Source organism: Pseudophaeobacter sp. C1-32P7 (genome assembly GCF_041008775.1).
GTDB classification, from domain to species: domain Bacteria; phylum Pseudomonadota; class Alphaproteobacteria; order Rhodobacterales; family Rhodobacteraceae; genus Phycobacter; species Phycobacter gallaeciensis_A.
In genome coordinates, this window is sequence record NZ_JAXGFR010000034.1 from 1 (window position 1) to 15,019 (window position 15,019).

General features: G+C 60.3%; 15 protein-coding genes and 1 tRNA gene. 2 read left to right on the forward strand and 14 right to left on the reverse strand.

What is annotated here, in order from left to right:
• The first annotated feature begins 43 nt into the window (after positions 1 to 43).
• Positions 44 to 120: transfer RNA gene (locus SM763_RS22845), tRNA-Met, on the forward strand.
• Here the strand turns inward: SM763_RS22845 and SM763_RS22850 are convergent.
• From SM763_RS22850 to SM763_RS22915, 14 genes are all read right to left on the reverse strand, one after another.
• The gene (locus SM763_RS22850; protein WP_368999884.1) at positions 77 to 1,789 is read right to left on the reverse strand and encodes a recombinase family protein; all 1,713 of its coding nucleotides are present in this window, start codon (positions 1,787 to 1,789) and stop codon (positions 77 to 79) included. The genes SM763_RS22845 and SM763_RS22850 overlap by 44 nt on opposite strands.
• A gap of 402 nt (positions 1,790 to 2,191) precedes the next feature.
• On the reverse strand, positions 2,192 to 2,452 hold the full coding sequence (locus SM763_RS22855; RefSeq protein ID WP_185926701.1) for a DUF2274 domain-containing protein: 261 nt from the start codon (positions 2,450 to 2,452) through the stop codon (positions 2,192 to 2,194).
• Positions 2,452 to 3,627 (reverse strand): TraB/TrbI/VirB10 family type IV secretion system protein, encoded by a 1,176-nt coding sequence (locus SM763_RS22860; protein ID WP_368999871.1) that lies wholly within the window; start codon positions 3,625 to 3,627, stop codon positions 2,452 to 2,454. The genes SM763_RS22855 and SM763_RS22860 overlap by 1 nt, the downstream gene beginning before the upstream one ends.
• Entirely contained in the window at positions 3,624 to 4,580 is a 957-nt protein-coding gene (trbG, locus tag SM763_RS22865; protein ID WP_368999872.1) for a P-type conjugative transfer protein TrbG, read from the reverse strand. Before trbG ends, SM763_RS22860 begins: the two co-directional genes overlap by 4 nt.
• Positions 4,577 to 5,260: a conjugal transfer protein TrbF gene (gene trbF / locus SM763_RS22870; protein WP_368999873.1), complete on the reverse strand. Its 684-nt coding sequence runs from the start codon at positions 5,258 to 5,260 to the stop codon at positions 4,577 to 4,579. Before trbF ends, trbG begins: the two co-directional genes overlap by 4 nt.
• A complete protein-coding gene (trbL, locus tag SM763_RS22875) occupies positions 5,260 to 6,573 on the reverse strand; it encodes a P-type conjugative transfer protein TrbL (protein ID WP_368999874.1) in 1,314 nt (437 codons plus the stop codon). The genes trbF and trbL overlap by 1 nt, the downstream gene beginning before the upstream one ends.
• Before the next feature lie 4 nt (positions 6,574 to 6,577).
• On the reverse strand, positions 6,578 to 6,847 hold the full coding sequence (gene trbK-alt, locus SM763_RS22880) for a putative entry exclusion protein TrbK-alt (protein WP_368999875.1): 270 nt from the start codon (positions 6,845 to 6,847) through the stop codon (positions 6,578 to 6,580).
• 8 nt (positions 6,848 to 6,855) lie between these two features.
• Positions 6,856 to 7,623, reverse strand: a complete 768-nt coding sequence (gene trbJ / locus SM763_RS22885; RefSeq protein ID WP_368999876.1) for a P-type conjugative transfer protein TrbJ — start codon at positions 7,621 to 7,623, stop codon at positions 6,856 to 6,858.
• The gene (gene trbE / locus SM763_RS22890; protein WP_368999877.1) at positions 7,620 to 10,142 is read right to left on the reverse strand and encodes a conjugal transfer protein TrbE; all 2,523 of its coding nucleotides are present in this window, start codon (positions 10,140 to 10,142) and stop codon (positions 7,620 to 7,622) included. The genes trbJ and trbE overlap by 4 nt, the downstream gene beginning before the upstream one ends.
• A 3-nt stretch (positions 10,143 to 10,145) precedes the next feature.
• Positions 10,146 to 10,415, reverse strand: a complete 270-nt coding sequence (locus tag SM763_RS22895; protein WP_368999878.1) for a VirB3 family type IV secretion system protein — start codon at positions 10,413 to 10,415, stop codon at positions 10,146 to 10,148.
• Positions 10,415 to 10,747: a TrbC/VirB2 family type IV secretion system protein gene (locus tag SM763_RS22900; protein WP_368999879.1), complete on the reverse strand. Its 333-nt coding sequence runs from the start codon at positions 10,745 to 10,747 to the stop codon at positions 10,415 to 10,417. The genes SM763_RS22895 and SM763_RS22900 overlap by 1 nt, the downstream gene beginning before the upstream one ends.
• Positions 10,747 to 11,679 (reverse strand): P-type conjugative transfer ATPase TrbB, encoded by a 933-nt coding sequence (gene trbB, locus SM763_RS22905; protein ID WP_490363308.1) that lies wholly within the window; start codon positions 11,677 to 11,679, stop codon positions 10,747 to 10,749. Before trbB ends, SM763_RS22900 begins: the two co-directional genes overlap by 1 nt.
• 573 nt (positions 11,680 to 12,252) lie before the next feature.
• Positions 12,253 to 12,939, reverse strand: coding sequence for a DUF6629 family protein (locus SM763_RS22910; RefSeq protein WP_368999881.1), 687 nt, complete (start codon positions 12,937 to 12,939; stop codon positions 12,253 to 12,255).
• 286 nt (positions 12,940 to 13,225) lie between these two features.
• The gene (locus tag SM763_RS22915; protein ID WP_368999882.1) at positions 13,226 to 14,293 is read right to left on the reverse strand and encodes an OprO/OprP family phosphate-selective porin; all 1,068 of its coding nucleotides are present in this window, start codon (positions 14,291 to 14,293) and stop codon (positions 13,226 to 13,228) included.
• 422 nt (positions 14,294 to 14,715) lie between these two features.
• Between SM763_RS22915 and SM763_RS22920 the strand changes: the two genes are divergently transcribed.
• Positions 14,716 to 15,019 (forward strand): NADH-quinone oxidoreductase subunit A (locus SM763_RS22920; RefSeq protein ID WP_368999883.1); only part of this gene is annotated, 304 nt, incomplete at its 3' end.

A 15,019-nucleotide genomic window follows, 5' to 3' on the forward strand; every position in this document is an offset into this window, starting at 1 on the left:
AAATACCAAAAAAATCTCTCTAACGATCATAACCAACAATCTCCGCGGGATGGAGCAGCCCGGTAGCTCGTCAGGCTCATAACCTGAAGGTCGCAGGTTCAAATCCTGCTCCCGCAACCAACTCAAATTGCGATTGACCCGCCCTTGTGGTGGGTTTTTTGCGTTTTAGGGAAAGGCTAAGGATTCCAGCAAGATCGCCCCTCACATCGATGAGCATTTCGTCGTCGGTCGGCGTCAAAATTATCTCATCGACGAGTGAGCGCAAAATCTCCGTGGCCTCCAGTCGTTTGGCCTCGATTTCGTCCTGCAGGGAGGAATGCAGTTTCTCGACCTGCAGGCGGTAGAATCCCGCCATTTCGGGATGTAGAAGCGGGGGCGGCTCATCGGCGTTGGCGAGCAAATTTTCGAGTTCCAGCTTCCTGCTTTCCAGCAGCTTGCTCTTTTCCTTCACCATTTCCACCGGCAGAGCATCGTTGAGAAAGAGTTGAAGTATCTTGTCTAACTCTCGATCAATTTTTGCCAGCTCAGTTCGCCCAGCCTCGATCGTTGATCGCTCTTCAATCCGGAGGCGGTTCATTTCGCCTGTAAACTCATCGCAGAATTCTTTGAACAAGGCCGGTTCCATTAGGTGATGACGTAAGGCACCCAAGACACGATCTTCCAGATGATCACGGCGTATGTTTTTGCGATTGTCGCACGTCCCCTTGTTCCGGGCTGTCGCACACCCGACAAGATCAGCCGAGATCATGGTGTAGCCACCACCGCAGCACGCGCATTTGGTTAGCCCAGAGAACAGATATTTGGGGCGGCGGCGGTCGCGGAAATGATTTTCCGATGTCAGTTCGCCACCACGCTTGTGCTTAAGTTGCGATTGCCGTTCTTTTACAGACGCCCACAGGTCATCATCGACAATACGAAGTTCCGGGACTTCATGGATGATCCACTCATCTTTGGGGGGCATCCGCGCTTGCCGACGGCCCGTATCTGGATCCTTAAGGAAACGTTGTCGGTTCCAGATGAGCCGCCCGATGTACATCTCGTTGTTCAAAATGCCGGTGCCACGCTTGGCGTTGCCGTTGATGGTGCTGAACCCCCAATCGCCACCGCTGGGTGCTCTGATACCGTCCTTGTTCAATTCGGTCGCGATGCGCTTGGGTGATTTCCCAGATACGTAGTCCGCCAGGATCCGGCGGATCACACCTGCTTCGTACTCGTTGATGGTGCGGTCACCCCGTATAGGCTTCCCTTCAGACGAGAACTTCTTGACGACTTCATATCCATAGGCATTTCCGCCTCCTGATTTCCCCATCTCCACGCGTCCGCGCAGACCCCGGCGCGTCTTGTCGGCGAGGTCTTTGAGAAAGAGAGCGTTCATGGTGCCCTTGAGGCCGACATGGAGGTGCGTGATTTCTCCTTCAGACAGCGTGACAATCTTCACGTCCGCATACGCCATTCGCTTGTGAAGGCCTGCGATATCCTCTTGGTCGCGGGACAGTCGGTCCATCGCCTCCGACAAAACTAGGGTGAAACGTCCGCGCAGCGCATCTTCGATCAAGGCCTGGATGCCTGGCCGCAGAAGAGATGCACCGGATACGGCGTGGTCGGAGTATTCTTCGACGATGGTCCAGCCTTGCTTCTCAGCATGCAATCGGCAAACTCGGAACTGGTCTGCGATTGACGCATCCCGCTGATTGTCGCTTGAATATCTGGCGTAAAGGGCGACTTTCACAATTCGATCTCCTGAAATATCAGGAGCGCGGTTGCCGACGTTCTCCTGACTGCTGGTCATACCATTCTCGTGCAGCACGACGCGCTAGAAGGCGAACCAACTCAGCCAAGCGCGGGTCATGGCTTCCGGCGGAACTCGTAAGGCTCAAGGGACGACTGTGATCGTCTTTGTCATTTCGATGCGCCTTTGGCTTGATCATTATAACGCTGTCCGATTGAAATGGAAGATAACTCCATTCCCACAATCGCGGACACGAGCTGTTGGAGCAACTTTACAGAGAGCGAAGTGTGGCGTGCCACGGAGTGCTTGCGGTGATATTTTGTTACGCTGGCGTAAAAAAGCGCAACATGACGTAGTGCAAATACTTGCTCATTTCGGTGCATCCTGCCGCCTGCCCTACCGCTCCAGTGTCGTTTGCCAACTGAACGAACCATCACAAACCAATTGCCCATACCTTAACTGTCATTTGGGACGCGTCCCTGACGGCTGTTGGGCAGCCGATTCCTGCGTTTTACGACGGAGTTTCGCAAAGCCGCGATCCGTTGCCATGAAGCGTTCGACCATCGGCGAAATCAATTTTGCGGGGTCCTTGACGGTTTGGCCGGTTTCTCGTTCCAGCACCTCTGCATATACGACAAGGTCCCGGTGGATCGCAGCGGGCATTTCAATTGTCAGCCTCACGGGTTTGTCGTCTGACAAAGCTCCCAGTTTCAATTTGGTCATCAGTGATCTCCTTGCGGTTCAAGGATCGGATCGCGCGTGACGATCACCCGAACGGGGAATCCTGGCCGGATGGTGAGCGTCGGCGGCACATCCAGCTGGCGGCTGACGATCCCTTGGCCGGCATTGCCGATGGTGTCTTGAACGCCGTCACGTATCGCGCGGGCGACCGGATCGTCTTCGTCTGCGCTGAGTTCCGTACCGATGTTGAGTAGGGTGGCGAGTCCGGCGGCTCGCAAAAGGTCTCCCCAATGATGATCGACGTCATCCTCGAGGCCGGCATAGCCAGCATTGTCGGCCCCGGGCAGGCGCTCCAAGACAATGGAATGACCGTCTGGCAGAATGATCCGGTTCCAGACTAGTAAGATACGGCGCTGACCAAAGCCGACGCCGTTATCGTATTCACCGATCAGTCGGCTCCCCTGCGGCAGGAGAAGAAATCGCCCGGAAGGGCTGTCATAGACATTCTGTGTGACCTGGGCAGTGATGAGCCCCGGCAGGTCCGAGCGAATGCCAGTGATGAGTGCTGCCGTAATGACAGACCCGGCCTGCAGGACGTAGGGCGAGGCGGGTGGTGTGACACGATCAGGGGTAACGATGCGACGGTCGACGGGGGCATTGAGAAAGGCGAGTTGCCGATCTTGATCCGTTTGTGCACCGCCGTCCGGTTGTGGTGCGATGAAGCTACCCGGAGGTGCCGCGCTAGGTGAAGCGAAACCCGATGGAGCGGTCGGTGACTGCGTAGCAAAGAACACTTCGCTTGTGCGGGCGGCCTCTTCTTCGGCCAGACGCCGCTGCTCGGCGGGATTCGGGCCGGGCATAGGCGAAGCGGGAACGGGTTGTCCTGCGTCTTGGGTTCGCAGGATCGGGCGTCCGAGGTCTCCGGGCAGGGCGGGGCCGATTTGCGGAATGCCGCTGTAGTCTGAAGGCAGGCGGCGCAGCTCGTCGGCGGTGGGGCGGTTTTCTGTGGTGAAGAGTTCGTCGGGGCGATCTCGGGCCGGGCGATCCTGCAAGGCAAAGATCAGTGCGCCGCCGATGCCTAGGGTTGTGATGACGGCGAGGCCGCCGAGAACCTTACGGGAGAGGCGCACGACGCGTGGCGGATCGGGCCGCAGCCGGAACGGATCAGTGGGGTTGGCCGACGGCGGCACTGCAGGGTCTGAGGCTGACGTGGTCATGGGCGCGGCCTCCCATCGGTGCGCACGATCCTGACCACCTGCTGATCGTCACCTCCGAGGCGCAATTCAGCGGCGGCAAAGAGCCGATCCACGATCAGGACGTTGCGGAAGACGCGGGTGTTCACCAATTCCGCGCTCCCATCGGCCCCGAGCACGAAGAGGGGTGGCATCTCGCCTTGCACGATCCCGCGCGGGAAGACGACATAGACGCGGCGGCCGTCGTCGAACACGCTGTCCGGCCGCCAGGGTGGGGTGTTCCCATCGACTTGCAGCCCATAGCGATAGTTACGATGGTTGGCCGGAGGGATCGCGGGCAACTCGATTGCAGGTGGGCGTGGTTGTGCACGCCCCGGCGGATAGGACCAGGCGACGGAGGGCATGTAGGAGGTCTCACTGGCGCGGAGTTCCAGCAGATACGTCCGACGGTCGGTGTTGATCACGAGATTTGTGGAGATGTCGGGCCGGGTCGGTTTGACGAGGATATGGACGCGGGCGGTGCGCCCGTTGCCGCTTTCAGTGTCCCCGATGATCCAGCGCGTCGTGTCTCCGGCCGCGATTGGTCCCGCGCCGGTCAATTGTTCGCCGGGTTCGAGCGCGATGTTGGTGATCTGACCGGGGGCGGCATAGATCTGGTAGAGTGCGCCTTCGCTGTAAGGGAAGACCTGGATCGCGTTGTAATACCCTTCGCGGCGGGGTTCGACACGGGCGGCCGCATTGGCATTGATCACGCGGGCCTCTGCGGTGGCCGCATCCGCGTCGCCGCCCCGCGACGGGGTCCAGGGCGGCGGCGTGTGGACCGCTCGCAGCGGTTCTTCGACCACGGGCGGCGGAGGCGCGGGCAGGGCGGGGACATCGCTGTCATAGTCGATTTCGGGCGGGGTGTAGCTTGCGCAGGCGCTGAGCAGGAGGCATGCGGTCAGGGTGATGGGGAAAGTGGTGCGTAGTCGTATCATTGCTGAAGCTCTCGTGACCAGTTGATGGCGTGGACATAGATGCCGAGAGGGTTTTGGCGGAGCCGTTCGGCGCTGCGCGGTGGCTGGATCGAGATGGTGAGGATCGCCGTCCAGCGCTCGGTTGCGGCGAGGTTGCCGTCCTGATAGCGACGCTCGGTCCAGGCGATACGGAAACTGTCGGGCGAGGCGCGAATGACGCTGGAGACATCGACCGAGATCTGGACCTCCCCGACCTGAGCGAAGGGATCGTTGGACCGGGCATAATCATTCAGCGCCATAGCGCCGCGATCGGTGGTGAACTCATAGGCACGCAACCAGTTTTGTCTGACAACGATAGGGTCGGCCGGGATCGCGCGGACCCGTTCGATGAATTGCGCCAGGTGATAGGCGATCTGCGGGTCGGTCACCTCATAGTCGGCAGTGGCGGGGGCGACGTTGCGGGCCTCGCCCAGTCGGTCGACCTCGACAACCCAGGGCACGACTGTGCCCTGCGCGGATTGCCAGACCAGACCGAAGGCCAGTCCTGCCGACAGGAACAGCGATCCGAAGGCCATCAGCCGCCAGTTCTTGGCCTGCACGCGGGCCGAGCCGATGCGGTCGTCCCAGACCTGTGCCGCCTTTTGATAAGGGGTCTCGGGTTCCGGGGTCTTGCCGTAGGTGAGCGAGGGGCGTTTGAACATCAGGGATCCCTTTCCGAAAGGCTGACAGAGGTGCCACCGCCGGGGCTGTCGCCTGAGCGCAAGGCATGGGTGGCGGCGGTCGCGCCATGGTGAAGCGTTTGCGCGCGACCCATGCGCGCGGCCCAAGCGGGCGGGCTGGATGAAGGTGTCGGGGCATTGGGGCTGCCGCCATCGGTGATGGCCCCGCCGCTGGCCGCAACCGCTGCCCGTGCTCCACCTTCGGCGCTGTCGCTCAAAGCTGACGCGGCGCGGCGCAAGGGACTGGTGGCGACACCGGCACCAGCCCGTGCGATACCACCGACCCCCGACGCAACCCCTGCGGCTCCGGTTTGTCCGGCGGATCCGAGACTGTACGCTGCGGAAGCCCCGCCGATTGTTGCGGCCCCGCCGCGGGCACCGGCGAGCACGCCGCGTCCCGCAGCGCCTGCGGCCATGCCCGTTCCGGCCATCCCGACGGCGGTGACACCTCCGGCCACGAGCCCGGTCCCAACGGCGGCCCCCATGCTGAGTTGCGGCCCGCCGGAGATCAGCCCGTTGGCGATGCCGGGGCCAAAGATGCCGAGGCCAAGTAGCGACAAAGCGGCCAGCACGATGGCCATGGCCTCTTCGATATTCGGCTGATCGCCGCCAAACCCGGCCGTGAACTCACCAAAAAGGCTCGACCCGATGCCGATGATCACGGCGAGCACCAGCACCTTGACGCCAGAAGAGACGACGTTGCCGAGCACCCGTTCGGCCAGAAACGCGGTTTTGCCGAAAAGGCCGAAAGGGATCAGCACGAACCCTGCGAGCGTAGTGAGCTTGAACTCGATCAGGGTGATGAACAGCTGCACCGAGAGAATAAAAAAGGCGAGCAGCACCATGGCCCAGGCGAACATCAGCACGATGATCTGGATGAAATTCTCGAAGAAGCTGACATAGCCCATCAGATCAGAGATCGAGGCGAGGATCGGCCGTCCGGCATCGAGGCCGACCTGGGCCACGCGCCCGGGTCGCATCAAATCGGTGGCACTGAACCCGGTGCCGCTGGCCTGCAGCCCGAGCCCGGCGAAGCTCTCAAAAACGATGCGGGCGAGCGCGTTCCAATTGGAAATGATGTAGGCGAAGGCACCCACAAAGAGGGTTTTCTTGATCAGACGCGCGAGGATGTCGTCATCCGCGCCCCAAGCCCAGAAGAGCGCAGCCAACGTGACATCGATGACGATCAGCGTCGTAGCAAGGAAGGCAACCTCGCCACCCAACAGCCCGAACCCGCTGTCGATGTAGCTGGTGAAGACTTCTAGGAAGCGGTCGATGACGCCGGTGCCACCCATTGGGTCACTCCTCCGGGTCGGAAGATAGGGACGGGGTCAGAAAACGACGGCGGGTCTCGGCCCAAATGGCGGCGCAGTCCTGGTCGTTCAAAGCGGCGTCGCCAAGGTCGCGGCAGCGCTGCAGCTCTGCCCGCAGCGGATCATTCACCTCGGGCCGTTCGGGGATGGATCGGGTATCAATGTCATCCTCACGGGCGATCTCCAGCAATGCGCCGAGGACAGCCATGAAGGCGAGAACACCTATGCCAAGCCGAAGGAGGAGCGCGCCTTTCATCTCAAACCTCAGTTCTGGAACATCTGCGCATTGCCCGGCTGATAGCCGGTGCCAGGTTCCAGAAACCGCCGCCGCTGCTCACGGGCCTGCTCCTGTGCCGCCGCCATTTGCGCCGCTTCCAGGTTCTGGGCGCGGCCTTGCGCAGCCATCAGCGCAGTCAGGTCCGAGATTTGCTGCGATTGCAGGGCGAGCAGTTGGTTCCCTGCCTGTGTCGCCTGCAAGGCCCCGGTCGCACCCTGGCTTTCACCGATCAGCGCCGACATCTGTGCGCGGTTGGTGTCGAGATTGCCGACCACCCCGGCTTGCACCCGCATGGCGTCCTGCAGGCCGCCGACGGTCGTCTGCCACCGCTCGCGAGCACCATCGATCAAGGCCTGATCGGTGGCCGTCAGCGAGGCCGGGCCGTAGTCGGTCTGAAAGGCCTGATCGATTGCCTGCACGTCATAGGCGATGCGCTGCGCCTCGCCCAGAAGCTGTTGCGTGCGCTGGACCGATTGCTGCAAATCTTGCAGTGCCGAATAGGGCAGGCTTGTCAGATTGCGCGCTTGATTGATCAACATCTGCGCCTCGTTCTGCAAGGAGGTGATCTGATTGTTGATCTGTTCGAGCGCGCGGGCGGCGGAAACGATATTCTCGGCGTGGTTCTGCGGGTCGTAGACGATGCGCCCGAAGCCGCCGAAAAACGCATGGGCAGGGGTGGCGGTGAGTGTTGCTGTCACGGGAACGGCGAGCAGAAGCGCTGTCGCAAGGCGGAGGGTGAGGTGTTTGGCGGTCATGGGGAAGTCTCCTTTTGCGTGAGGGGGGCGGGACCCGCTGGCGGATCCTTCGCGTGTTGATCTTCGATGTCCGAAGCTGGTGGCACGGGGGCCAGATTGGTCAGGCTGGGAAGCAGATCTAGGGCCCAATCGACGCCGCGTTCGCGCAGCCAGGCGGAGACGAAACCATCGCGCCCGTGTTCGGCGAGAATACGGGTAATCGCGGTCTGATCCGATTTGGAAGAGGTCGTGGTGAAGGCGAGGGCAATCTCGCCCAGACCGAGGTCGAAGAGCCGGTTGCCCCGCCGAGACTGGCAGTAATAATCGTGTTTTGGGGGGGCCCGGGCGAGAATGTCGATCTGCCGGTCATTCAAGCCAAAGCGGCGATAGATCTCGGCAATCTGTGGCTCGAGGGCGCGCTCGTTTGGCAGGAACAGTCGGGTCGGGCAGCTTTCGATGATTGCAGGTGCGATGGCCGAACCGTCGATATCTGCGAGCGACTGGGTGGCGAAAACGACACTGGCATTCTTCTTGCGCAGGGTTTTCAGCCATTCGCGCAATTGCCCGGCGAAACCTGTATCATCCAACGCCAGCCAACCTTCGTCGATGATTAACAGCGTTGGCGAGCCGTCCAGTCGGGCTTCGATGCGGTGGAAGAGATAGGCCAGCACGGCAGGGGCCGCGCCAGTGCCAATAAGCCCTTCGGTTTCGAAGGCCTGGATGGTGGCCGTACCGAGTTGCTCGTCTTCGGCGTCGAGCAAATGACCGAAAGCGCCGCTGATGCAGTAGGGCTGCAAAGCGCGTTTGAGGTCTTGGGACTGCAACAGCACCGACAGGCCCGTCAGGGTGCGTTCACCCACCGGGGCGGAGGCTAGCGACGACAGGGCGGACCAAAGGTGATCTTTCACGTCAGGCGTGACCGTCACGCCCTCGCGGGTGAGGATGTTGACGAACCAGTCTGCCGCCCAGCTGCGGGTCGCGGGCTCATGAATGCGGGCCAGGGGCTGCAAGGCGACGGGGTCGGACACATCTTCGGACAACGCACCGCCGAGATCGTGCCAGTCACCGCCCATGGCATGCGCCGCGGCCCGGATCGATCCACCGAAGTCGAAGGCAAAGACCTGCGCACCCGCATAGCGCCGAAACTGCAAGGCCATCAGGGCCAGCAGGACGGACTTGCCCGAGCCGGTCGGCCCGACGATCAATGTGTGGCCGACATCGCCGACATGCAGGGAGAGCCGGAACGGGGTCGAGCCCTCGGTCTGCCCAAAGAGTAACGCTGGGGCCGCGAAGTGGTCATCTTGTGCGGGACCCGCCCAGACGGCTGAAAGCGGGATCATATGGGCGAGGTTGAGCGTGGATACTGGCGGCTGGCGGACATTGGCGTAGACATGGCCGGGGAGAGATCCGAGCCAGGCTTCGACGGCATTGGTGGTCTCAGCAATGCAAGTGAAGTCGCGGCCCTGAATCAACTTTTCGACAAGCCGCAGTTTCTCATCGGCGATGCGCGGGTCGGCGTCCCAAACGGTGACGGTCGCGGTGACATAGGCTTCGCCAACCAGATCAGAACCAAGCTCCTGCAAAGCGGCATCGGCATCCATCGCCTTGTTGTGCGCATCCGAATCCAGAAGCGCTGACGTCTCGTTGGTCATGATTTCTTTGAGGATGGCCGCGATGGATTTACGTTTGGCAAACCATTGACGTCGGATCTTGGTGAGGAGCCGCGCGGCGTCGGTCTTGTCGAGCATGATCGCGCGAGTCGACCAGCGATAGGGGAAGGCCAGCCGGTTGAGGTCATCGAGAATGCCGGGCGTGGTCGCGCTCGGGTAACCGGTGATCGTCAGGATCCTCATATGCGCGTTCCCCAGCATTGGCTTAAGCCCTGCTGTCAGGGGTTCGTCGGCGAGCAACGCGTCGAGATGCATGGGCACTTCCGGCACGCGCACGCGCTGCACTTTCGTCGAGATCGTTGCATGCAGGTAGGTCAGAGTATCGGCGTCATCGAGCCAGACACACTCGGGCATGAAACCCTCAAGAAGTTGCAGCACGCGGTCAGTGCGATCGACAAAGCCTGCCAGCGTCTCGCGCGCATTGGCTCCGCTCTCGCAATCGCGTCCTTCGTACAAAAACCGTTCTGCCCTCGCTGCCTTTTCGGCGAGCGGCAGATACAGCAGTGTCAGAAAATACCGCGATTCGAAATGCGCACCTTCCTCCTCGAACTGCGCCTTGCGCTCTGCATCAACCAATGCCGACGCCGCATCGGGAAATTGGCTGTCGGGATAGGTGAGGGCGGGCACGCGTTGCGCTTCGACAAAGACTGCCCAGCCAGAGCCGAACCGTCGCAGTGCGTTGTTGATCCGGCCCGCGACGGCGACCAGTTCGGCGGGCACTGCGCTGTCGAGATCGGGGCCACGAAACTGTGCAGTGCGCTGAAATGATCCGTCCTTGTTCAGGACAACGCCCGCGCCGACAAGTGCCGCCCAGGGCAGGAAATCGGCCAGATGCGAGGATTTGCGACGGTATTCGGCGAGGTTCATCATCCGTCAAACTCCGAGATGGCTGGGGATGCGCAGATGGCGGCGCACCACATCGACAAAGAGCGGATCGCGCTTGGCGGCCCAGACGGCGGTGAGATGACCTGTGATCCAGATCAGCAGTCCGACCAGCCACAGCTGCAAGCCAAGCCCGATGGCGGCGGCAAGCGTGCCATTGAGAATGGCAATGGAGCGTGGCGCGCCGGCAAGCAGGATCGGTTCGGTCAGCGCCCGGTGAACCGGGATAACGAAGCCGGGGATCATATCTGGATCATGCATCAGATCACCGCCCCGCCACCAAAGGAGAAGAACGACAGAAAAAAGCTCGAGGCTGCAAAGGCGATGGAGATGCCGAAGACGATCTGGATCAGCCGTCGCGCGCCCCCAGAACTGTCGCCGAAGGCGAGGGTCAGGCCGGTAATGATGATGATCATCACGGCGATGATCTTGGCGACCGGGCCTTCGATAGATTCGAGGATGGCCTGCAGTGGCGCCTCCCAAGGCATCGACGAGCCTGCTGCGCGGGCGGGGGAGGCCAATATCAGTGAGACGAAGGCGGAAATGCAGAAGGCGTCGACCGCCCGGCGGCTCATTAGAACGCTGTTGAACATCAAAGGGATCCTTTGCTGGTGAAGGTTGCGGGGGACAGTCGATAGTCACCGGTCGCATCGAGGCCTTCGACGCGGGCTAGTTCAGAGAGGCAGCGTGCGGACCCACGTCCAGACAGGACGGCGACGAGGTCAATCGTTTCGGCGATCAATGCGCGCGGTACGGTGACAACAGCTTCCTGAATGAGCTGTTCCATGCGCCGCAGAGCACCGAGCGCCGTTCCTGCATGGATGGTCCCAATGCCGCCGGGATGGCCCGTGCCCCAAGCCTTCAAGAGGTCGAGGGCTTCCGGGCCGCGAACCTCGCCGATGGGGATGCGGTCAGGCCGCAGTCGCAGGGAAGAGCGCACGAGATCGGAGAGCGAAGCGACATTGTCTTTGGTGCGCAGTGCGACCAGATTAGGGGCAGCGCATTGCAGTTCGCGCGTGTCCTCTATCAAGACAACGCGGTCTTTTGTCTTGGCGACTTCGGCCAAGAGAGCGTTCGTGAGTGTCGTTTTGCCGGTGGAGGTGCCACCGGCAACGAGGATGTTGCTGCGGTCCGCGACTGCAATGCGCAAGATATCAGCCTGTGCCTGCGTCATGATTTCGGCGGTGACGTAATCGTCCAGCGAAAAGACAGCCACGGCGGGTTTGCGAATTGCAAATGTGGGCGCCGCAACGACGGGTGGCAGAAGCCCCTCGAACCGCTCTCCCGTTTCGGGGAGTTCAGCGGACACGCGTGGTGCAGCAGGATGCACCTCAGCACCAACATAGTGGGCGACCAGCCGGACAATACGCTCGGCATCAGCATGGGACATGCAATGATCCGTGGCACATAAACCGTCCGACAGATGATCGAACCACAGCCGTCCGTCAGGATTGAGCATCACTTCGACGACTTGCGCGTCATCTAGGTAGCGGGCGATGGCGGGGCCGAGCGCAGTGCGCAGCATTCGGCTGCCGCGGGAGATTGCTTGGGAATTTCGATGTAGAGCTGTCATGTGCATCCCCGTGCAAAGGGACGTCGGTGGACGGCCCTAGATTGGGGACAAGTAAGAAAACCTGAAATGATTGCCTGACAACAGCGTCGTGGGAGTAGAAGTGCGCTAGCGTGAAAAGACAGGCAAACGGCGGGTGCGAAGCTGCGATACCATATCCGCAATCGTCGCGTGAGCAACTTCGCGCGCGCTCAAAGCTCCATTGATGCATGACGGTGACTTGGTGACATTGTTGAACATAGACCCATCGCAAACTCGACAAACCAATCGCTTCAAAGCCGGAATTTCGAGGGATTGAAGTCTGTCCTTAGCGCTGACAGGTTAACGAAATGGCATTCTTGTGATGTCGCGTACCAAGAAGCCTTGTTCGCCTCAGCAATTTCAACGCATTGACCGCGAACAGTGGCGTTAAGCTAATGAACAAACATCAGCGTTCTGCGTTGTTTAATTTCTGAGCATTGGAAGTGATCGATCTGGCGGCATTAGTCGACTTGTCTGTTTGCCGCGTTCACTGTGAATGTGTTGGGTTTAGGCGAACAATTCAGGGCACTCACGAGCGCATTTGTTGGTCAGGATAATGTAGACCAGATGCAGCGTTGCGAGACCCGCCAGCAGGCAGAAAAACGAAATATATGCGAATTGCAGGAAGGCGATATCGACCACGATCACCGCCACCAGCGTCAGGGCGAAATGGCGCATGTGTTTGTAATGCGACAGCGCCGGTGGCAGGGTGATGAGGGTAACATAGATCGTATTAGTCAGCCAGCGCGGCATCATGAAATCAAGCCACATGGATTTTTCATAGGCCAGTGACTGGTTGTTGATCTCGACCACGACCATGCTGCTGTTCAGCCCGTGCGGGATGTAGAGCAACAGCCCGAAGGCCAGCCCGATCAGCGCCATGAGGCGGAACAACCGCTTGCGCGGACTGTCATCCGGTTCAAGCACGTAGACCGAGAACGGCACCCAGATCGGCCACATGAACCAGGTGAAAAAGATGAACCCCATCGCCCCCCATAAAACCGTCAGGGGATCGTTTCCGTTCATGCCGACCCAGACGAAGCCCTCGGTGAACTGCTGCAGTCCGGCAAAAAGCGGCATCAGGGCAAGCGGAAGATACCGTTTGTTTCGCCGCCACGCCACAATTGAAATGGCCGTGCCGCCGCCGACAAGGAACACGCTGGCGGCAAAGCTGACTTGCGCGGACAAGCACATGGAATCTTCCCCCTTATCGGTTCGTTCTGAGACACGCTCCTTCACAAATCCTAAACCAAGCACCGGGAATATTGAAGTTGCGAATTGTCAATGGATGCCGACAGTGTGTCCGCAGTCCAGACCTCGGCGATCCCGCGCCACTCGGTTAAGTGATTCTCAGTGCGCAAAAGGCCCTAGACCTGCCAACATCCACGTAGTCCCCGGTGAAGATATTCGAATGCAGGACGGCGGCAATTTGATTAGCGCCATTGCCCGCGACGCTCTGCATTCTTCTGTACCGGTCAGGTCAAAATACGATTTGCATTCGTGCCCTGATCTCTTTTCCGTTCTCGCCGCTGGCCTGCTTGCCTTCCATGTAGCTCAGACCAAGGCGAACGGCGTTGTTCGGGTAATAGTTGATGCCGACGGTGGTTTGCTTACCCTCTGTCGTACCAAGACCGACATCGCTGAACTTGCCGTATCCGTCCTCGTAGCGAAGCACTGCTTCCCATGCACCTTTCGAACTGCTTGGCTTCACCCGCTTGAACACGCCGTTGCTGTAGGGACGGCTTTCACCGGTCAGAATCCATCCTGCCTGAATGTAGTATCCGTCCACATCAACCCCGCCCGTGTCAGCGTTGAAGTATTCGGCCTGCGTGTGAAAGGGCCCCGATGCGGCCGCCAATTCGATGTTGTACGCATCGGTTTCGTTGGCAGGCAGATCGGCATCACGGCTGGTAAAGCCGGCGCCAAGATGCAAGACCAGATCATCGGTCTGGATCGGGGCATAGGTAACGCGGCCGGTGATGGCCGTACTGCCGAAATCATCGCTGCCGTTGCCGGCCGCCTCGAAAACGCCCAGGCCGTAGGTCCAGTTGTCACCGCCACCATGGAGTTGCACACCGGCGTTGCGGCCGGGCGCGTAGAATTCGGTAAGGGCCGTGCGCTCAAGCGATGATATGTCCTTCGAACTGGTAAGTTGCTCAAGGCCAAATGGTTCCTTTTGCTTGCCCACCGTGATCCGGGCCATCTCGCCGAAACCGGTATAGCGCAGATAGAGGTCCTCGGCGCTGCCGCCGCCGGTACCGCTTTCGGCGAGATTGAACTGTGCCTTGAAGGCCCAGTCGAGATATTTACCCTCGAAAAAAATCCGTGCGCGACGCACATCGAAATCATCGCTCTTACCGCTGATGTCGGAATCGGTCGAATCGTAATCCCACTGCAGGCGCCCCCCCACCCGGAAAGACGCGGTACCATCAGCATTCTTGAAGGTTATCCCGCTCCCTGCCTTGAGGTTGAAACCAGAGGTTTCGTCGGCCTGCGCGACGCCCGCCGCAGCGGCGAGCAATGCCGCCGATATAAACTTCATTTTCATTTCGTGTTCTCCAATTCTGTCAGGAAAATGCCATCGAGGCATCCGCAAGAGTCTCTTTCAACCGGGTATCCGGCGGGGCTACAGGCTGGCGAATCCCGCCAAAGACCCTTGCCGCTGAATTGCAGGCGATTGTTACAGGATCATGACGGTTTCGGGCATCGCTTGGCTTCGCTTTTGGCCAGCGCGCAGACCGAAGCGGACGGCTTCTGAACGGGAATACACGCGCAGGGCCGACCCCAATTCGGCTCTTTTGTTTGCAGTGTCGTGGTGGCTGGCCGGACTGAGTTGAGCAAAGTGTAACGATCCGGGTCTGGTCGCGTCCTCTTGTTTGCTGTCTGCTGACCACTCGCCCCTACGAATTGACCGCATTGCAGAATCTTCTAGTCTGAAATAGATTTGGGACTTCAAATGAGGTGCCACGGATGAGCGAACTTTCCCAATACGCGATCCTTTTCGGGTTGAGCGTTGGTGTGTTCGGTTTCGTGCTCAGCCTCTATGGGCTTGCCCGCGCCATCGGGCGCGCGCGCTTGGAACCCGGCAAGGACGTGCCCGCCACCGCCGGCACCCTGTCGCGCGATCCGGTCTGGGTGCGCTACCATGCGCGTTATGCCGGTTATGCGCTGCTGTTTCTGGCCTTCGACATGGAGATGGCGTTCATGTATCCGTGGGCGGTCGTCTACCGCGAAGAAGGGCTGATCGCATTGCTCGACATGGGCGTTTTCCTCT